Here is an 18,897-nt window from a genome sequence, read left to right on the forward strand (position 1 = left end):
TGTTGGAGCAGCGAGGCTGCTGATCTTTTCCGCCATAGGTTTTGTCGTGTTTATCCCCAGATCCACAGCAGCATCCACACCCCGAATAAGCTGCTTAAGCTATGGCGGGTGACTTGATGTTTGAGCAGTAGCGATAAACTCACCGCAATGGGTATTACTAACATGAATCCCCATGCTAAAGGCATGTTGATGATTTTCATTTGTCCCAGCCAAGTGCTGGTGAGCATGCTTATCGCGAGTAACATCAGGCTATGAAATAGCAGTAACTGATTAAATCTTAGTATCAATGCCGGACTGATTGTCATCGCCTGCCGCGCATTTATTGCAAACTGTCTCATAGCCACTCCTCTAAAATTTAGTGCATTCTAGTTGTTGTTGAGAACTATTCGCAATTGAATTTACACTTTAGCTTTGGTATTTAAGCTCGGTTTGTCACAGAAATTTGCACTCAACGGGCGTTTGGGCTAAATTATACTGTAATTATATCCAGTGCTTGGTGTTTGTATGATCCTCTATATCGCTGAAAAACCTAGCCTAGGGCGGGCCATTGCCGATGTATTGCCTAAACCCCATAAAAAAGGCGATGGATTTATCGAAGCCGCCAATGGCGATTGCGTGTCTTGGTGCGTAGGTCACTTGCTCGAACAAGCAGAACCCGATGCCTATAATCCCGAATTTAAGTCGTGGAAATTCGAGCACTTGCCAATAGTTCCAGACAAGTGGCAACTAAAACCTAAGGCCGCAACCCGCAGTCAACTCACAGTGCTAAAACGATTAGTCAAACAAGCCAACACGCTGGTCAATGCGGGCGATCCCGACCGTGAAGGGCAGTTGCTTGTGGATGAAGTGATTGCCTATCTTGGCGTGACGGGTGATAAGCTACACCAAACCCAGCGTTTACTGATCAGCGACTTAAACCCACAAGCCGTAAAACGGGCGCTAACGCAGCTGCGCAGTAATCGCGAGTTTATTCCTTTGTCCACATCGGCTTTAGCCCGTAGCCGCGCCGATTGGCTCTACGGCATGAATATGACCCGCGCGTACACTATCCAAGGTAAAAAGGTTGGTTATCAAGGCGTATTGTCCGTCGGGCGAGTGCAAACGCCTTTACTCGGGCTAGTGGTGCGCCGTGATGAAGAGATTGCTAATTTTCAATCTAAACCTTTCTATGAAGTGCTAGCGCATTTGGCGACCGAAAAGCAGGAAAACTTCAGCGCTAAGTGGCAACCCAGCGAAGCTTGTCAGCCCTATATGGACGAAGAAGGGCGAGTACTAGCCAGAGGATTAGCGCAAAATGTGGTGAGTCGCATCAGTGATAAACCTGCCTTAGTGACTCAATTAGTGGCTAAGGACAAGAAACAGAATCCGCCATTGCCCTACAGCTTATCCGCGTTGCAGATTGATGCGGCAAAACGGTTTGGAATGAGTGCTAAGGATGTGCTCGATACCTGCCAGAGTTTGTATGAACGCCATAAACTCATTACCTATCCCCGTTCCGACAGCCGTTATTTGCCCGTCGAGCAACATAGCCTAGCGCCGTCGGTTCTTAAGGCGATTAGCAGCGGTGCCGCTGAGTTACTGCAAGGCGCCGATGCCCCCGATCCACGGCTTAAATCTAAGGCATGGGATGATAAAAAAGTGGATGCCCACCACGCCATCGTTCCTACCGAGAAAACGGCTAACTTATCCAGCTTAAGTCAGCGTGAGAGGCAGTTATATCTTCATGTTGCCCGCCAATACTTAGCCCAGTTTTATCCGGCCTATTGTTACAGTGAAACCACAGTACAAGTGACAATTGAGGGCGGCTTATTTAATACCAAGGCGCGTCAGGATAAATCTCTTGGCTGGAAGCAGCTCTTTGCCCGCCAAGAGCCAAATGGCAGTAAGGCGAGTGGTAACAAGTCGACGGAAGAAAGCGCGGGTAAGGATGATGAGGAGAATGACGAGTTTATCGGCCAATTACCGCCTTTGAAACTAGGGCAGGCTTTGCATTGTACTCGAGGCGAGTTACTTGAGAAAAATACTCAGCCGCCAAAGGCCTTTACCGATGCCACTTTACTCGGTGCTATGACGGGGATTAGCCGTTACGTAACCGACCCTGAGATCCGTAAAATTCTCAAAGAAACTGATGGCTTAGGAACTGAAGCCACCCGTGCCGGTATTATTGAACTACTGTTTAAACGCGGTTTTTTACAACGCTTAGGTAAATCTATCGTTTCGACGGATGTGGGTAAGGGATTAATTAACAGCTTACCCGCGAGTGCAACAACGCCGGACATGACAGCCCTTTGGGAAGCTAGCTTGAACGGTATTTGTCATAAAGAAACCTCCTATCAAGCCTTTATGCAACCGCTGCTCGGTACTTTATCCACGCTTATTCAAAACGCAGGAGCACAACTGCCCACCGCGCTTAATGGTTTAAAAGGCCAAGGTTATCGTAAAACGGCTGGGAATAAATCTGGTTATCGCAAGTCGTATTCTAAAAAATCAAGTTCAGCGAAAGGCATCGGCACAACAAAAAACGATGGTTCCAACAACTATGGTTCCAAAAATACCAGTTCTAAAAGTTCGGTAACTCGATCAACTAGTCGTTTAGCTTCTAATAGCCGCAAATCTACAACAGCAGTGTAATGACACAGTTGTAGCATACATGTCGTTATTGTCTGTTGATGTAATGACGACATTTAATTTATTTAACGGTATTTAACAACCGACAATCACGATATATCAAGATTGCCTGATCCGTATCTAAAAAACACCTTGATTTTCAGCTTTCCCTGCCTGTGGCATATAACCTGCTTACTATTAGTTGGGGAAAATAATATATCAAATAAATCATGTGATTATATGTGATTTCGCTGAATTAAAAGGTAGATGAAATGAAAAAGACATTGCTTGCTTTGATGATCCCAAGCTTATTGTTAACGGGAGCTGCTCAGGCAGCTGAGCTGTATAATGACCAGACGAACAGCGTTAATATGATAGGCTGGTTAGGATTTGCTGCGTTGAATGATGGTCATGAAACTTCCGTGATCGATAATTTTTCTCGTGTTGGTTTTCGTTTTGACCGCCATGAAAAAAACGGCTGGAACTCCTTTGCCCATACCGAATGGGGTATTAACATGGTGACCAGTGATGACGGTCTTATATACACAGAAGGCCAAGGTGGTGGTCAGTTATCGGCATCTAAAAATTCAGATTTTCTTTTCAATCGACTGGGTTATGTTGGGATGTCCCATGCGAAATGGGGGACCATAACTTTTGGGAAGCAGTGGGGGGCTTATTATGATGTGGCTTACACAACAGATGTGCTCAATGCATTTACGGGATGGTCTGTGGGTGCTTATACCTTTGGTGACGGTGGCTTAACAGGGGCGGGACGTGCCGATGCGGCACTGCAATATCGTAATACTTTCGGTAATCTACATGTCGCAGTGCAGTATGCTTCAAAACAAAACAGCGATGTTGCCTTGTATGATAGTCAAGGGCATTCGTTGAGTGATGGTTCAGAATTGAGTTTTGATCCTAGTTATGGTGCCAGTTTGACATATCAATTTACTGATAAATTTAAAGTATTAGCTGGACTTAATCGTGGCGATTTTACTGGGAATCTTGCGGGTAAAGAGGTTGATAACACAAACCAAATTATTGGTATTGGTGCACAATACGGTAGTTTCTATCAATATTCTCCTGGTCGCGATGCAGACGGTTTATATGTAGGTTTTAACGCCCATAAAAGTGAGCAAAACGAATTAGTGGGTGGAGATTTATATGACTCAACTGGAGCAGAGTTTATTGTTGCTTACCAGTATGATAATGGTTTCGTTCCGAGTGTATTACTGACATATCAAGATCTTGATACTGATGAAGATACAGCGATCCAAGGAAAATGGACACGCCAATTTGCTGTGTTAGGTCTGCACTATCGTTATAGCCGCGATACCATTATGTATGTCGAGGCAAAAATTGATTTCAGCAGCATGGATGATAAAGCCTATGAAGATCTGCAAGATAACAACTATGCAGTGGGTATTCGTTACTTCTTCTAGATTCTATTGTTAGCCATTGAGTTTTCAAAGGTCACTTATGTGACCTTTGTTATTTGTGTACCGCGTTAACCGACGTCTTCTTTTTGTTATAGAGTCATCGTTGCCGATGAAAGATTACACAATACCCAGTTTCTTCATCTTGCTGCGCAGGGTATTAGCATTGATGTCCAATAACTCAGCCGCACCTCCTGGACCATAGAGTTTTCCACCTGTAATTCGCAGTGCATGACTAATATATTTTCTGGTCATAACATCAAGGGGCACAAGTTTATCGCTCGCATAGTTTGGATCTATGATAACGGTTTGATTTGCTTGGGTCGTAATTTCCTCACCCTGATGTGGAGCAAGGAAGCCAAAATCTAACGGTCCTGAAGGTTGTTGTATTATCGCCCGTTCGAGCACGTTAATGAGTTCTCGGACATTTCCTGGCCAAGCGTATTGATTCAGAATATTCAATTGTTCCGGTGTAACTCTTGGCAATTGAGGCAGGTTAAACTTTGCACTTAGTTGCTCAATAAAGTGCTGTACTAGTAAAGGAATATCTGTACGTCTTTGCCTTAATGACGGAATTTCAATAGGGAAAATAGCTAAGCGATACCAAAGATCTTCCCGAAACACTTCTCTGTGTATCATAGCTTGTAAATTTCTGTGGGTGGCAGCCACTATACGAATATCAAGCTGCACAGCATCATGTCCCCCCACACGGGTGATACAGCTATTTTGAAGTACACGGAGTAATCGCACCTGTGCGGATAATGGTAGCTCACCAATTTCATCGAGGAAGATAGTGCCGCCATTGGCTTGTTCGAAGTAGCCAATTTTACGGGACTCAGCCCCAGTGAATGCCCCTTTTTCATAACCAAAGAGTTCGGAGTCAATCAAAGTATCTGGAATGGCGCCGCAGTTGACCTTGATAAAGGGCTTGTCCGAACGTTCAGAAAGTTCGTGAATAGCATTGGCTATCACTTCTTTACCACACCCCGTTTCACCCAGCATTAGGACGGTCGTATTAATCTTGGCAATAGATTGCACTTGCTGCATGACGTGTTTCAAGCCTGAATTGGCTCCCACTACGCCATTTTGGACATCCAGTGTTCTGCGAAGATTCACATTCTGCTTTGAGAGTGCTTCATTTTCTTTAAGTAAGTTACGCCCGCGTAAATTGAGTGCAGTGATTAAGGCTAATGCATGCATATGCGGAGCAATTAAATCAGCATGACGAGGGCGAAAAACGCCTGTCGTTTTGGCATAAAATCCGACTATCCCAAGGTGGGTATTTTCGATAGACATTCTCAAAATGATCAGCGAATGAATACCACTGATCACCTTAGGCGCAACTAAAGCTGTGATTGGGTCGTGCTCAATATCATTAACAATTCTCACGCGTGGGCGTTGAGGATCATCTAAGCACTTAGCCAGTTCTTCAGGGATAGATATTTGCCTATCTAAGGTACATGATTGATTAGCATTGACATGAGCAATAAATTGTATGTCATTAAATTGTTTGCGAAAAATATTAATAAATAGCCCATCAATAGGCAGTTCATCCCGAATAAACTCGAAGTAACTTTGCAGGGACTTTTCGAGTTGTAGGCTACTGCATAATCTCAGTGTCGATTCGTGATAAAAGTGTTTTTCCATTGATATTTCATGTTAATCATTAAGTATCGTGATTGTAGATCTTTATATTTCGTGATTCCGTGCCTCCAATCAAAGTTCCCCACTTAATTACCTCTTTTTAGGTGCTTGGCACAGCGCATGCACTTCCATGCTGACAAGTTCCAGCCATTATTGAAGGAAGTAAGCATGAGTAAAACTCAAGATATTGATACGGGCCGTCGGCAGTTGCTAAAAGGTGGGGCTGTGATGGCTGCGGGCTTTGGGGCTGCAATAGCCTTACCTGCAACAGCAAGTTGCGATGCTGTTCCTGAAGCATTCGACGAGATTGTAGATGTGCTGGTCGTCGGCAGCGGCTTTGCTGGGATGTCTGCGGCACTGCAAGCGAGGGAGGCGGGTGTCAGCGTTATGGTGGTGGACAAGATGCCTGTCTTTGGTGGTAACTCAACTATCAATGGCGGTGCCATGGCTGTGGCGGGGTCTGAGTTGCAAAAACAGGCCGGAATCAAAGACTCTGTCGATGCCATGGTTGCAGATATGTTAAGTGCAGGGCGGGGCATGAACGATGTTGAGATGTTAAAACTTGTTTGTAATGGTACGGCTGAATCCTGTCAGTGGTTGATTGATTATGGGGTTAATTGGAAACCTTTCGTTCAACATTTTGGTGGCCACTCAGTACAGCGAGTCTTGCAAACGGTTGAAAGTTCTGGCGCGGGTATTATCAGACCATTGATTAAAGCTGCAAGAGATAAGGGCGTGGTGATGAGAAATCAGACCAAGCTCGAAGGCTTTGTGAAAGATCTCGATGGTCGTGTGATTGGGGTCGAAGTTCGTGAAGGTTTTTATTTCCCTAATGAGCGAACCGGTAAAATACGTCGCATAGGCGCGCGTTGTGGTGTTGTCATGGCAACGGGTGGTTTTGGCCGTGATATTGAATATCGCATGATGCAGTTACCTGAGTTAAATAATGACTTAGATTCAACCAATCATGCAGGCGCAACCTCAGAAGCGCTAAAGCAAATGATGCTCCTGGGCGCTAACCCCATTCATTTAGACCAAATTCAACTCGGCCCATGGGCATCTCCCGATGAAAAGGGCTTTGGTACCGCATCCCAGTTCAACACGATTGCGACCTATCCCCACGGTATTGTGGTGGATGTGCGCACTGGTGAACGTTTCTTCAATGAACTTGCAGATCGTAAAGCTAGAGCTGACGCCATCATGACTCGCCGTGATGAACATGGTCAGCCTGTTTATCCTATTGGTTTCACTAATGCAGAAGGGGCTAGTAAGGCGCAAACCTTAGATTGGGGACTGAAATATAAGGTGATTAGTAAAGCAGACACCTTAGAGGAACTTGCGACTATCTATGGAATGCCAGTGAACGCACTAAAGGCGCAAGTCGCCCGTTGGAATGAGGCGGTAAAAAGTGGCTCAGACAAAGAGTTCGCGCGTCCAATGCAAGAGGCCATAGTGCTAGATAAAGGACCTTGGTATGCCGTCCGTATGTGGCCAAAAGTTCACTATTGCATGGGCGGCGTTAAAGTGAATACCCGATCAGAAGTACTGCATTTAGTCACCAACCAAGCCATTCCAGGGCTGTATGCGGCAGGCGAAGCTACGGGTGGGATCCATGGTGCTAGCCGTTTAGGTGCTTGTGCTGTTGCTGAGGGGGTTGTCACAGGGCGTAACGCAGGCCGAAATTGTGCAGCGGCAAAAGCGATAGTGCTTAAGCAAGAATAATTAAATTTTATTATAAATAACAATATATTGGAGAATGATGATGAATAAATCTGTTTTGATGGCATCGTTTACTTTGAGCCTACTCTCAGGGAGTGCTTTAGCGATGGAGCAAGTCGTCCTTGATGGCAAACATCTAACGCAAGAACAAGCATGGGCGATTGCCGATGGCGCTAAAGTTAAAATAGCATCCCAAGCTAAAACTCAACTTGTTAAGGCTAATGGCTTATTGATGGAAGCTGCTCGTTTAGGTAAGCCAGTTTATGGTCTAACAGTGGGCGTTGGTTTGAACAAAGACCACAAGTTATTTGATGCCAATGGCAAGCTGAGTGATGCAGTACTAGAGGCATCTCGAAACTTTAACTACAGTACCTTTCGTGCCCATAGTGCAGGAGTCGGTGATGCAGCACCTATCCGTTTAACACGATTAGCCTTAGCGGTGCGCTTAAATACTATGCTCGCAGGGCAAACTGGGGTTCAACCTCTTGTTGCTGAACTTTATGAGGCTTATCTCAATAAGGGATTAACGCCTGTCATTCCTGTAAATGGCACTGTAGGTGAAGCGGATATTTTGCTCTCATCCCATGTCGGGTTGGCTATGGTTGGTGAGTGGGAAGTATTCTATAAGGGACAACGTGTTAGCAGTAAGGATGCTATGGCGGATGCCGGAATTACACCACTTGTGCCTATGGGTAAAGATGCGCTATCTATTCTGTCTAACAACGCTTTTGCCGTAGCTTATGCAATGCAAGGGCAGCAAGCGGCAAAACAGCTATTATCCGTATCCCCGACATTGTTTGGATTAAGCCTTGAAGGATTAAACGGTAATGTTGCTCCATTTTTACCACAAACCAATGATATTCGTCCTTTCCCTTATATCAAAGCCACTACTAGTGACATTCTAAAACAGTTAGATGGTAGCTATTTATGGCAGCTTAATGATGAACGTCCGCTGCAGGACCCTCTAAGTTATAGAACGACAGCTTATACTTTAGCGAGCGCTGAGCATGCTTTGGCTGAGCTGAATGATGTGATCAATATTCAAATAAATCATTCGGATGATAATCCTGCCGTTATTGTTGGTGCATCCAATGAATATGCGAAATTTCCACAGGTTGCTAAGTACATGGTCGAAGGTCAAGGTGGCGTGTTCCCAACCACTAACTTTGAACCTCTACCTGTCGCACTAGCAGTACAAAATTTGAGTGTGGCACTAACACATGTATCCCATAACAGTGTCATGCGCACTGTCCATTTATCCGATGATCACTTTACTAAACTGCCACGCTTTTTGAGTGCTCCAGGAAATAATGGGCATGCTTTTGGCGCGATTCAAAAAGCATTTGTAGATATGCAGGTTCGTAATAAACAGTTGGCGACCCCAGTGTCATTTGATGGGATTTCCATTGCGGGGGGCATTGAAGATACTTTCACTAACCTTAAGTTTGCCGCTGACAATTTGATTCAGATTGTCGATAACACCCGTGTGATTTACGGTTTAGAGCTGCTGCATTCAAGTCAAGCGATTGATCTACGCAAGTTGTCCAATCCAGATCTTCATTTAGGTAAAGCTACCGAAGCCATGTACAAGGCATATCGTGAAAAAGTGCCATTTGTAGTAAAAGATCGTCCATTCACGCCTGATATCCAAGCCTCAACTGAATTTATCGCTAATTATTAATATGTTATGCGGGGCAGTTTGCCCCGCCATAGGAAGAGTCTGATGTTAAAACCCTTATATACACTTTTACTTGGTTGCATGTTCATGCTGCCAATAACAACAAATGCGATGAATATTAAGGATTATCATAAGGATGTGATGATAAGTGAGAATAGTCAGGCCGACTGTACTACCTGTCATGGTGATTTAAAGCGTAAGAGCATACCTGATGCAGCAGTCTGCGCTAACTGTCATGGCTCTCCTCAGGATGTGGCTAAGCTGACTAAGCGACCTGAAGGCGCCGGACATTCGGTCGAGCCCAATCCGCATGATAGTTTACATTATGGTACTGATTTACCTTGTACTTACTGTCATCAGGAGCATAAAGAAAGTAAAGTTTATTGCAATCAATGCCATGAATTTACTTACCCGAAGATGAAGCGATAGTTCTAAGACTGTTACACGTTACTTCCCTGTCTATTTGACTATTTTGGTCAATGCACTCGCCTAAGGTGAGTGCATTTTTTTGCAAAAAAAAAGAGTAAACCAAAACGGTTTACTCATACGGAAATAGGTCGTTGAAACTTGCCAAAATCACTCAATAGATGAGGAGCAGGTTTATAATGTCAGCGTTAACTTAATTAGCCCTTAAAATTAACTTTTATCTTAAGGTGTCGCCTCGGTTTAAGCTGATGAGCTTATCCAGTATGTGCTCACCATCCATGCGAATGCCGTTGTGTTCATATTCTGACGTTAGCCAATACTTTAGCCTGCCGACCTGTTGCGCGGTTTCTAGGCTGTATTGCATCTCGACAAACATATCTTCACTGTAAATGGCTGCGGCAACGGGGACGCGGTTTTGCGCCAGTTGTTCAAGACTATACAGTGCAGGCCAGTCTGATTTATAGGCTAGGATTTCTGCCGCGGCTTTAAGCGGTACTAAGTGACTGAATTGGTCAAACATCCAAGGGTAAATCATCTCGCCAGTGAATAAAAACGGCTTACCTTGCTGATAGTTAAAGGCGGGGAATTGTTGTCTCACTCTGTGCGCCGCCCACTGTGAAGCTGAGTGCTGGCAGTAGATCGCCTCATGCAGCAGGGCAAATATCGGGTTAGTGTTGTAGTCGAGCATTTGACCGAAATGATTTAAAAATAACGGGTTCACGACTGTCCCAGAAGCCGTGTTGATTAAGGCTTGTTCAAGTAAATAGTAAACCGATTCAGGCCCTTGCTCCATTCCTATATTAATACCCAGCAGCTGCAACATTTCAACCGTGAGGCGTTCTCCCGTTGCTAAATACACTTCATTTTCAAGCAAATGTTTTGCTAAGCGAGTGACTAAATGTTGGGCATCGTGGAAGCGTTGGAAAAATTGTTTATTCTTCGCCAGCACGCGTTGATAAGTTGCAAGGTAGACGTCATCAGCGCTGCGGGTTAATGACGGTATGCCACCTGTAATATAGGCTTCGCTGACACCTTGAGGGGCGGCGCTTAAATAATGTAATACGCAAAATCCCCCGAAACTTTGGCCAAGAATCGCCCATTTATCGGCGGGGCAAAGTTGGGCGCGAATCGTCTCTGCATCACGAATGATATTGTCAGCCCTGAAATGGCTCAGATACTCAGCTTGAGCTGCGGGCTCTAAGTGTTGCAGGCTTTGATAATTAATTGGTGTTGATAAGCCTGTGCCGCGTTGATCGAGTAATAACACCCGATATTCTTTTAATGCGCGGCGGATCCAGCCGCTGTTGCTGGCGGGGCGCATGGCCGCAAATCCGGGGCCGCCTTGGAAAAACACGATATAAGGTAGCTTTTTATCTTTGTTTTCTGGGCTACAGAGTTCTCTGGCAAACACTTGGATTTGCTCTGCAATCGGATTTTGATAGTTGAGGGGCAAGGTAAAAGTATGTTTCTTCGCCAGCACTCCGGCGAGAATAATATCGGGTTTCATCAAACAACCTTAATGGCAGAGGATCATGTTATTGTGATTGGCAGATTGTATACCCAAATAACCTGAAGATGCAGCAACCTAGGCTAGTTGAAACTCGTATCTTCAACTACCTTGGGTATAGACCAAATAGTTTATGCAGCAGGCTAGGATTATTTGATTAGCTTTTGGTGAAGATCAATTTTTCCATTTTAAATTTGAGCCATGATGAGTTTCTTAGCGTAATCTATCGCTTATGGATAACACGAGATTGAAGCTATGAAGTATCAGATTATTCCAGTGACACCTTTTCAGCAAAATTGCAGCTTGATCTGGTGTGAAAAAACCAAGCGAGCTGCGGTCGTGGATCCTGGTGGAAACATTGACAGGATCCAAAACGAAGTGACGAAACTTGGACTCGTCCTCGACAAAATTATTCTTACCCATGGGCATATCGATCATGTCGGTGGGGCAAAAGCCTTAGCGCAAGCCGCCAATGTGCCGATTATTGGCCCGCATATCGCCGATAAATTCTGGATTGAAAACTTACCTAAGCAAAGCCAAAACTTCGGTTTTCCCCATTGCGATGCCTTTGAACCGGATCAATACCTGCAGGACGGCGATAACGTGCAAGTGGGTGAGCAAAGCTTGTCTGTGCTGCATTGCCCTGGGCATACGCCGGGACACATTGCCCTTTTCTCTGCCCAATCTAAGTTAGCGTGGGTGGGGGATATTTTGTTTAGAAGTTCAATCGGTCGCACCGATTTTCCTCAATCAAATCATCAGGATTTAATTCACTCGATCACCGAAAAACTGTGGGCCTTAGGCGTCGACGTCGAATTTATTCCGGGGCATGGTCCTATATCGACCTTTGGTGAAGAGCGCGAGCATAATCCCTTTGTCGCGGACCAACTTTTACTCTAAGTGTCACGTCATTAAGAACTGTTTGATTTGTGAGCGATAATCACTCGCAAATCAAATGATTATTTCCATTGATTGTCCCACTTTTACCGATGTTTTCTGATTTTCCTTCTAGACTTAAAGCAGTTCTTCCGTCTATTGGGGTAAGTATGAAAACAAAAACCATGATGAGTGTGGTATTTTCGACCATAGTCGCGAGTGCCGTGATTTCTGCAGCACTGAGCTTCAATGTGAAGTCTAAAATCGATCTCTTTAATGATGCCGCCAGCATCCGATATCAGTCCTATCAACTTGCCGATGAATTAAGGCAAGGTTCCGATGACTTAACACGTCTCGCCCGTACCTACGCCGTCACAGGCGATGAAAAATACGAAAAAATGTATATGGATATTTTAGCTATCCGTAATGGTGAGAAATCCAGGCCCGAAAAGTACCATCAGATTTATTGGGATTTAGTGCTGAGTTATGGCGATAAACCTAAGCCAGACGGTGCGAGAGTTGCAATTAAAGCACAAATGCAGTCCCTCGGTTTTTCCGATGAAGAATTTCATTATCTTGAACAAGCTCAGCAAAACTCAGATGCGTTAGTCGCCCTCGAAGTGAAAGCCATGAATGCCGTTAAAGGTATTTTTATGGACCCCAACACCCAAACCTACACGATCAAAGGTGAGCCTAACTTAACCATGGCGAGGGAGTTATTACATAGCGACCAATACCACAGAGAAAAAGCTAAGATCATGCAGCCGATTGATGAGTTTTTTACAGCATTGGATAAACGTACCGATGCTGAGGTGAATAACCGACTCGAGTCATTGCATGCGGCATTAAACTGGTCACAGTTCGTGTTATTCATCGTGATTTTAGCGGCCGTTGGTGGATTCATTATCGTTAAGAGTCGGATTGTAACGCCCTTAGTGCAGACCTGTCGTGAGCTGCTTGATATCCAGCGTACTAAAAATCTTGCGCGGCGGATTTCTGTTACCACCGAGGGAGAGATTGGCGAAATCGTTAATCAAATCAACTTGTTTATCTCTTCCCTTGCCAGTTCCTTATCGACAACGGATGGCATTGCTAAAGAGGTGGCTGATTTAGCTAAGCAAACTAAAGCATCCATTCAAGTTTCGCGTGAAAGCTCCAATCGAGTGGCCAGAGAACTGGATGCCAGTGCCAGTGCGATGGAAGAAATGACCACGACGTTGGTGCATGTAAGTGAGAGTACGTCAAACGCTGAAAGTCGCGCCGCCGAAAATGAAGCGCATGTCACTGTAGGTAAACAGACGGTATCGGAAGCGTTGAAAGCCATGTCGGTTTTAGAAACTGAGTTTACCAACACTCAAGATTCTATGTCGCATCTAGTGAACGAAAGCACCCAAGTCAGTAATGTGTTAAGTGTGATTAAGGCGATTGCAGAGCAGACGAATTTGCTGGCACTGAACGCCGCGATTGAAGCCGCACGGGCCGGTGAGCAAGGGCGAGGTTTCGCTGTGGTGGCCGATGAGGTTAGATCATTAGCCCAGCGAACCCAAGATTCCACTAAAGAAATCGATGATATTGTCGCAAGCCTTCAGAGTCGTACAAATCAAGTGGGCACATCTGTGACTCAAGCCGCGACGCTTATGCAAAAGGCGGGAGTAGAGCTGCAACGTATCGTGGCTGTATTTGAGGATATTCGTCACAGTACGGAAGCGATTCATGGGATCAATACTCAGGTTGCCGCTTCAACTGAGGAACAGTCTTTGGTTTCTAAAGAAATCGCTTCGAGTATGATGGTGATCCGCGATAATTCCCGTGAAGTATCACAGATTATCGAGCAGATAGAATCGACCTCTATTAGCCTAGATAATCAATCCCAGATACTGCGCACTAAGGCGGGGGAATATCAGTTTTAGATGAGATGTGGTTGATTTACGAACGAACGCCACTCAAGACATGGACGTCAATCCTTCCTCTTCGAATCCTCTCCTGAACATATTTTCTGCTTCGACACTTTTTGACATCTATTACTCCTTTCAATACGTACACGCCTTTGCTAACTTGGTTGCCCAAGTGTTTAATACCGAGCGTTTGGCGATGCTTTTTTATCGACAAATGAAACTCGCATCAAACCTTGATACCAAAATAGACGTCGATAGCTGTGATATTCATCAGCGATCTTAACCGGCGATTTTTTAGTTTTGACAGTTTGTAGTTTCGACGGTTATTTGTTTCGATAGTGTCGACAGTAAAAAGTGCATTAAGTCTTTTCAAATATCCCTAACCCAATGGAGTCCTTGCGGATGGATCACCAAATCGAAGATTTACTAGAGCATTGGTTACCGCTGGCGGATGACGCTTGGGTGCTTGCGGTGATCACCCAAATTCAAGGCTCGGCCTATCGCAAACCCGGCGCCATGATGTTGTTTCATGAGTTCGGTCAAGGCGTGGGGATGTTAAGTGGTGGCTGCTTAGAAGCCGATCTCCGCCGCCATGCCCAAAAGGCCATGCAGACAAAGCAAGTCACGTGCGTGACCTATGATGCAAGCGATGAGTCCGATGCCAGTTATCGACTCGGCTGTGGCGGCATAGTGGATATCATGTTGATCCCACTTTTAAAAGAGAATCATGATCTTGGTTTGGTTGAGCTAGTACAGGCATTTCGCCACGGTCGGTCGGGTTTTTATCAACTGCCATTAGTCAAAGCGGGGACGGATGCGCGCCAATATCAAGCCGCTTTCTACCCCGAAGCGTTGACACCGTTCCCCGCCAGCGATTTTGTCCGCACAGGCGTCTTCACCCAAGAGGCGGGAGAATCGCTGATTATTCCGCTGAGACCGAGATTCCATCTTGGGATTTTTGGCGGAGGCATCGACGCTAAGCCTATTGCCGCCATGGCTGATACCTTAGGCTGGCAAGTGACGGTTTTTGATGGTCGTACCGCCTATGCCAGAGCGGCGGATTTCCCCCATGCCCATGTAGTGAAACTTGCCGCAGGGGAATTAACCGCGAATCATATCGCTCAATTGGATTGTGCCGTAGTGATGAACCATAACTTGGGCTTAGATGCTGCGGCATTGAAGGTTATTCAAGCCCATCCACTCGCCTATGTTGCCTTACTTGGCCCTGCTCACAGACGGGATAAAGTGCTGGGGATGGCTGGGCTGAGCACTGAATCTTTTTCTGGAGTGTTTTCTGCTCCCGCAGGGCTTGCCCTTGGCGGCGAGTTACCGGGCGCAGTGGCCTTAAGTATTTTGGCCCAGTGCCACGGCGTGCTCCATGGCGCGACCTTAAAACATCTCGATGAGATAATGCGTTGATGACATTGTCGCCCGCGCAAAAGTCTGCTGCGCTAACATCCACAGAGCAAACGTTAGCAGAGCAAGCGCCATGCTCATCCAAGCGTCTGCTGATTGTGGTACTTGCGGCCGGCGAGAGTAAGCGCTTTGAGGGGGTCAAGTTAGCGCAACTTATACCATCGCTTAGCGCGACTGGGATCAGCGAACAAGCCATCATCAGCACCCATGTTGAACGTTTACAACAACTTTATTGCCAAGATTTAGATTTGGAGCGCCAAGAAACTCCTTCGCTTCAACATGCGTCTTTATTAATCATACTCGGTGCTCATCAGCCTATACTGCAACCATTATTAGCCGAGCTTCATTCCCGCCAACCCTTTGATATTTTAGTTAATCCACAGTGGCAAACGGGCCTTGCCTCCTCTGTGAGTTTGGCGGCAAGTTATGTTAAGGAACAGGGCTTTGATGCCATGCTGCTAACGCTCGCTGATCAAGTGGCTCTGAGCGTCGAGGATTATCGACAGCTTATTCTTATGTGGCATAAAACCGGTAAAGAGGTTGCCGCCCATTATTTGGATGATTTAGGCGTACCTGCTATTTTTAATGCCTCTACATTGCCTTTGTTCACTCACTTGAGTGGTGATCGCGGGGCTAAATCTATTTTAAAACAACAAGCACAGCAGGGAGCGTTAGTCGCTATAACACTACCCAGCGCCGCAATTGATATTGATACCCAAGCCGATCTTGCGTCGTGGTTGGCACTTAAGGAGTGAGTTATGGCAGAAGTTTTATCAACCAAAGCCGTCGGCAAGGAAGCGAATACCGCCGCTTCCACCCAGACATTTTCTACCCAAACGCTTTCCATCAACGGTAAGTCATTTACCTTAGATGCCGATCCTAAAATGCCCATCCTGTGGGCACTACGGGATATTTTAGGGCTCACGGGCACTAAATATGGCTGCGGTGCAGGGCTATGCGGTGCTTGCACTGTGCATTTAGACGGCCAACCCGTACGCGCCTGTTTAACCAGTTTGGGGCAGGCACAGGGAAAACAACTAACAACAATTGAAGGCCTTGATAATCAAAAGCTTAAAAATGCATGGGCCGAACATAACGTGCCCCAGTGCGGCTATTGTCAGGCGGGACAACTGATGTCGGCTGCGGCGTTAGTGGCGCAGCATCCGAAACCTTCTGAAGAACAAATCAACTCGGCTATGTCGGGCAATATCTGCCGCTGCGGTACATACCCGCGGATTAAAGCGGCACTGCAAAACTATGCCAAACAGGAGGGCTAATATGAGTACTTTTACTGCCGTAGAAAATATCAGCCGCCGCGATGTGTTAAAACTGTTTGGCGCAGTGGGTGGCGGATTAGCATTAGGGGCGAGTGGATTAACTTGGAGCCCCATGGCGCTGGCGCAGGATAAAGAAGCGCGGCTGAATCTGTTTATTGCCATTGGTGAAGACGATAAAGTGTACCTCACTTGCCATCGCTCCGAGATGGGACAAGGGATCAGAACCGGTATTCTGCAAGTCTTAGCCGAAGAGTTAGAAGCGGATTGGGATAAAATCGTCCCCATTCAAGGCTTAGCCGATAAACGTTATGCCAGCCAAAACACTGACGGTAGCCGCAGTATTCGCGAAAATTACGACCGTATGCGTCAGATGGGGGCAATGGCAAGAACCATGCTAGAGCAAGCCGCCGCTGCGCGCTGGAAAGTCCCCGTGAGCGAGGTGCATACCGCCGACCATAAAGTGTTGCATGCGAAATCTGGCCGCTCGGCCAAGTTCGGCGAGTTAGCGTTAGCCGCATCAAAGCAGCCCGTCCCCGCTGTTGAGTCGTTAACCTTTAAAGAGGTTAAAGATTTCAAGCAGATTGGCGCATCACGCCAAATTGTTGATATGGACGCCATGTTAAGCGGCAGCGCGATTTATGGTTACGATATCAAACTCGATGGCATGCTCTACGCCAGCATTATGCGTCCGCCTGTGCTTGGGAGCGATGTGGCAAGCTTGGACGATACCGCGGCGCGTAAAGTGGCCGGGGTAGTGGGTGTGTATCGTTTGCCCGCCGCTAAGGGCGCACCCGCGTTTCAGGCTTTGGGCGGCGTTGCTGTTATCGCCACAAACACTTGGAGTGCCCTCGAAGGCCGCAAAGCCTTAAAAGTCACTTGGACTCAGGCCGACAACAGTCAGCATGATTCAAGTCTTTATTTAAAGGAGCTTGTCGAGCGGGTACAGCAAAGCGGTAACGTTGTGCGCCAAGCTGGTGATGAAATCAAAAACTGGCCCGAGGCGAATACGTTAAAGGCGGTTTATACCGTACCTTATTTAATTCATTCTTCTATCGAGCCGCCCGTTGCCACCGCCCATGTGACTGAAAAGGGCTGTGAAATCTGGGCATCGACCCAAACGCCGCAAAGCACACAGCAAAATGTGGCCGCTGCGCTGGGTATGGAAGAAGATACGATTAAAGTGAATGTTACCCTATTGGGTGGTGGTTTTGGGCGTAAATCTAAACCTGATTTTAGCGTTGAAGCCGCGCTGTTATCGAAGCAATTCAAGCGTCCAATTAAAGTGAGTTGGAGCCGCGAGGATGAGATCCAAAACGGTTACTACCATGCTATCAGCGCCCAGTCCTATCAGGCGTTGTTCGATGCTAACAATAAACCGACCGCGCTTTTAGCCCGTACGGGATTCCCATCGATCAGTTCAACCTTTGCCGAAGGGGTGGAATATCCCTCTGGCGGTGAGTTGGATTTAGGCTTTGTAGATGTGCCCTTTGCTTTGCCGAATTTAAGATACGAAGCGGTAAAAGCGCAGGCGCATAGCCGCATTGGTTGGATGCGCTCTGTGTGTAACATTCAGCACGGTTTTAGTGTCGGCAGTTTTGTCGATGAAATGGCTCATCGTTCTCAGGTTTCTTGCCCTGCAATGTGGCGTAGCCTGTTAGGTGAAGCAAGGCGTGAGACCTTTACCGACCAACAGTTTAAATATGGCAACTATGGCGAAGATCTTGATCGTCATCCCGTGGACGTGAGCCGCTATTTTGGGGTAATTGACGCGGTCGAAAAAGCCCAAGCTATGGCGCCCAAGGCAGGTAAAAATCAGGGCTGGGGTTTTGCCGTGCATCGTAGTTTTGTCAGTTATGTCGCCGTGGCCATGCTGGTGGAGGTGAGCGAGGATAAACAGCTTAAAGTGCTGAATGCCATCGCTGCTATTGACGCGGGCACGATCGTTAACCCCGATAGGGTAAAAGCGCAGACTGAAGGCGCAATTGTGTTTGGCCTGAGTTTAGCCTTGATGGGTGAAATCACTTACAAAGAGGGCAAAGTGCAGCAATCGAATTTCCACGATTATCCCTTGCTGCGGCTTCCCCAAACACCCGATATTGAGGTAGTCATTATCGAGTCCGATGCAGCGCCAGCAGGCGTTGGTGAGCCGGGTGTACCGCCCGTGGCGCCGAGTTTAACCAATGCGATTTTTGCGGCGACGGGGCAGAGGATCCGCGACCTTCCCGTGAGTAAATTATTGCGAGTGTAAGTGACGGCAAGAGGGTTAACTGAATGCTGTTTGAACAAAAAAGCGCCTAACAAGCGCTTTTTTCGTTTTTTTACCACAAAAAATTTGCTTGTTAGCGATTTTACGGGCATTAATGCCGAAAATTAGCAATAGATCAGGTTTTTGTTACCAGAATAGAGGTAATTTAAC

General features: G+C 46.3%; 14 protein-coding genes. 11 read left to right on the plus strand and 3 right to left on the minus strand.

Translation table 11 applies throughout. The features are described 5' to 3' along the window. Nucleotides 1–50: 50 nt before the first annotated feature. Complete coding sequence (locus Q4Q50_RS02330) at nucleotides 51–338, minus strand: hypothetical protein (RefSeq protein WP_311898198.1); 288 nt, start codon at nucleotides 336–338, stop codon at nucleotides 51–53. 166 nt (nucleotides 339–504) lie between these two features. Here Q4Q50_RS02330 and Q4Q50_RS02335 point away from each other — a divergent pair, with 166 nt between their 5' ends. Both Q4Q50_RS02335 and Q4Q50_RS02340 read left to right on the plus strand, forming a co-directional pair. Next, nucleotides 505–2,631, plus strand: a complete 2,127-nt coding sequence (locus Q4Q50_RS02335) for a DNA topoisomerase III (RefSeq protein WP_311898199.1) — start codon at nucleotides 505–507, stop codon at nucleotides 2,629–2,631. 248 nt (nucleotides 2,632–2,879) lie between these two features. Further along, on the plus strand, nucleotides 2,880–4,049 hold the full coding sequence (locus Q4Q50_RS02340; protein ID WP_311890754.1) for a porin: 1,170 nt from the start codon (nucleotides 2,880–2,882) through the stop codon (nucleotides 4,047–4,049). A 114-nt stretch (nucleotides 4,050–4,163) separates the two neighbouring features. On the opposite strand, the gene Q4Q50_RS02345 is transcribed toward Q4Q50_RS02340, so the two are convergent. Then, nucleotides 4,164–5,690, minus strand: coding sequence for a sigma-54 interaction domain-containing protein (locus Q4Q50_RS02345; protein WP_311898200.1), 1,527 nt, complete (start codon nucleotides 5,688–5,690; stop codon nucleotides 4,164–4,166). A gap of 165 nt (nucleotides 5,691–5,855) precedes the next feature. Here Q4Q50_RS02345 and Q4Q50_RS02350 point away from each other — a divergent pair, with 165 nt between their 5' ends. Genes Q4Q50_RS02350 through Q4Q50_RS02360 form a run of 3 tightly spaced genes read left to right on the plus strand, consistent with a single transcriptional unit; the run spans nucleotide 5,856 to nucleotide 9,513 of the window. Then, a complete protein-coding gene (locus Q4Q50_RS02350; protein ID WP_311898201.1) occupies nucleotides 5,856–7,409 on the plus strand; it encodes a flavocytochrome c in 1,554 nt (517 codons plus the stop codon). A 40-nt stretch (nucleotides 7,410–7,449) separates the two neighbouring features. Further along, the gene (locus Q4Q50_RS02355) at nucleotides 7,450–9,087 is read left to right on the plus strand and encodes an HAL/PAL/TAL family ammonia-lyase (RefSeq protein WP_261272891.1); all 1,638 of its coding nucleotides are present in this window, start codon (nucleotides 7,450–7,452) and stop codon (nucleotides 9,085–9,087) included. Nucleotides 9,088–9,129: 42 nt separating this feature from the next. After that, entirely contained in the window at nucleotides 9,130–9,513 is a 384-nt protein-coding gene (locus tag Q4Q50_RS02360; RefSeq protein ID WP_311898203.1) for a cytochrome c3 family protein, read from the plus strand. 214 nt (nucleotides 9,514–9,727) lie between these two features. On the opposite strand, the gene Q4Q50_RS02365 is transcribed toward Q4Q50_RS02360, so the two are convergent. Next, entirely contained in the window at nucleotides 9,728–11,017 is a 1,290-nt protein-coding gene (locus Q4Q50_RS02365) for an alpha/beta fold hydrolase (protein WP_259212802.1), read from the minus strand. A 255-nt stretch (nucleotides 11,018–11,272) separates the two neighbouring features. Here Q4Q50_RS02365 and Q4Q50_RS02370 point away from each other — a divergent pair, with 255 nt between their 5' ends. From Q4Q50_RS02370 to Q4Q50_RS02395, 6 genes are all read left to right on the plus strand, one after another. Continuing rightward, a complete protein-coding gene (locus Q4Q50_RS02370) occupies nucleotides 11,273–11,917 on the plus strand; it encodes an MBL fold metallo-hydrolase (protein WP_311898205.1) in 645 nt (214 codons plus the stop codon). 146 nt (nucleotides 11,918–12,063) lie between these two features. Beyond that, a complete protein-coding gene (locus tag Q4Q50_RS02375) occupies nucleotides 12,064–13,803 on the plus strand; it encodes a methyl-accepting chemotaxis protein (RefSeq protein WP_311898207.1) in 1,740 nt (579 codons plus the stop codon). Between the two features lie 387 nt (nucleotides 13,804–14,190). After that, on the plus strand, nucleotides 14,191–15,207 hold the full coding sequence (locus Q4Q50_RS02380) for an XdhC family protein (RefSeq protein WP_107948164.1): 1,017 nt from the start codon (nucleotides 14,191–14,193) through the stop codon (nucleotides 15,205–15,207). Beyond that, entirely contained in the window at nucleotides 15,207–15,959 is a 753-nt protein-coding gene (locus Q4Q50_RS02385) for a nucleotidyltransferase family protein (RefSeq protein WP_311898210.1), read from the plus strand. The genes Q4Q50_RS02380 and Q4Q50_RS02385 overlap by 1 nt, the downstream gene beginning before the upstream one ends. A 3-nt stretch (nucleotides 15,960–15,962) precedes the next feature. Further along, a complete protein-coding gene (locus Q4Q50_RS02390; RefSeq protein ID WP_107948160.1) occupies nucleotides 15,963–16,481 on the plus strand; it encodes a (2Fe-2S)-binding protein in 519 nt (172 codons plus the stop codon). 1 nt (nucleotide 16,482) lies between these two features. Next, nucleotides 16,483–18,729 (plus strand): xanthine dehydrogenase family protein molybdopterin-binding subunit, encoded by a 2,247-nt coding sequence (locus Q4Q50_RS02395; protein ID WP_311898212.1) that lies wholly within the window; start codon nucleotides 16,483–16,485, stop codon nucleotides 18,727–18,729. Nucleotides 18,730–18,897: the final 168 nt, after the last annotated feature.

Source organism: Shewanella scandinavica (genome assembly GCF_031932065.1).
GTDB lineage: Bacteria > Pseudomonadota > Gammaproteobacteria > Enterobacterales > Shewanellaceae > Shewanella > Shewanella baltica.

Excerpts from the sequence above, each read along its gene's own strand:
- Q4Q50_RS02330 (WP_311898198.1), bottom strand. The coding sequence starts at position 338 with ATGAGACAGTTTGCAATAAATGCGCGGCAGGCGATGACAATCAGTCCG.
- Q4Q50_RS02335 (WP_311898199.1), top strand. The coding sequence starts at position 505 with ATGATCCTCTATATCGCTGAAAAACCTAGCCTAGGGCGGGCCATTGCC.
- Q4Q50_RS02340 (WP_311890754.1), top strand. The coding sequence starts at position 2,880 with ATGAAAAAGACATTGCTTGCTTTGATGATCCCAAGCTTATTGTTAACG.
- Q4Q50_RS02345 (WP_311898200.1), bottom strand. The coding sequence starts at position 5,690 with ATGGAAAAACACTTTTATCACGAATCGACACTGAGATTATGCAGTAGC.
- Q4Q50_RS02350 (WP_311898201.1), top strand. The coding sequence starts at position 5,856 with ATGAGTAAAACTCAAGATATTGATACGGGCCGTCGGCAGTTGCTAAAA.
- Q4Q50_RS02355 (WP_261272891.1), top strand. The coding sequence starts at position 7,450 with ATGAATAAATCTGTTTTGATGGCATCGTTTACTTTGAGCCTACTCTCA.
- Q4Q50_RS02360 (WP_311898203.1), top strand. The coding sequence starts at position 9,130 with ATGTTAAAACCCTTATATACACTTTTACTTGGTTGCATGTTCATGCTG.
- Q4Q50_RS02365 (WP_259212802.1), bottom strand. The coding sequence starts at position 11,017 with ATGAAACCCGATATTATTCTCGCCGGAGTGCTGGCGAAGAAACATACT.
- Q4Q50_RS02370 (WP_311898205.1), top strand. The coding sequence starts at position 11,273 with ATGAAGTATCAGATTATTCCAGTGACACCTTTTCAGCAAAATTGCAGC.
- Q4Q50_RS02375 (WP_311898207.1), top strand. The coding sequence starts at position 12,064 with ATGAAAACAAAAACCATGATGAGTGTGGTATTTTCGACCATAGTCGCG.
- Q4Q50_RS02380 (WP_107948164.1), top strand. The coding sequence starts at position 14,191 with ATGGATCACCAAATCGAAGATTTACTAGAGCATTGGTTACCGCTGGCG.
- Q4Q50_RS02385 (WP_311898210.1), top strand. The coding sequence starts at position 15,207 with ATGACATTGTCGCCCGCGCAAAAGTCTGCTGCGCTAACATCCACAGAG.
- Q4Q50_RS02390 (WP_107948160.1), top strand. The coding sequence starts at position 15,963 with ATGGCAGAAGTTTTATCAACCAAAGCCGTCGGCAAGGAAGCGAATACC.
- Q4Q50_RS02395 (WP_311898212.1), top strand. The coding sequence starts at position 16,483 with ATGAGTACTTTTACTGCCGTAGAAAATATCAGCCGCCGCGATGTGTTA.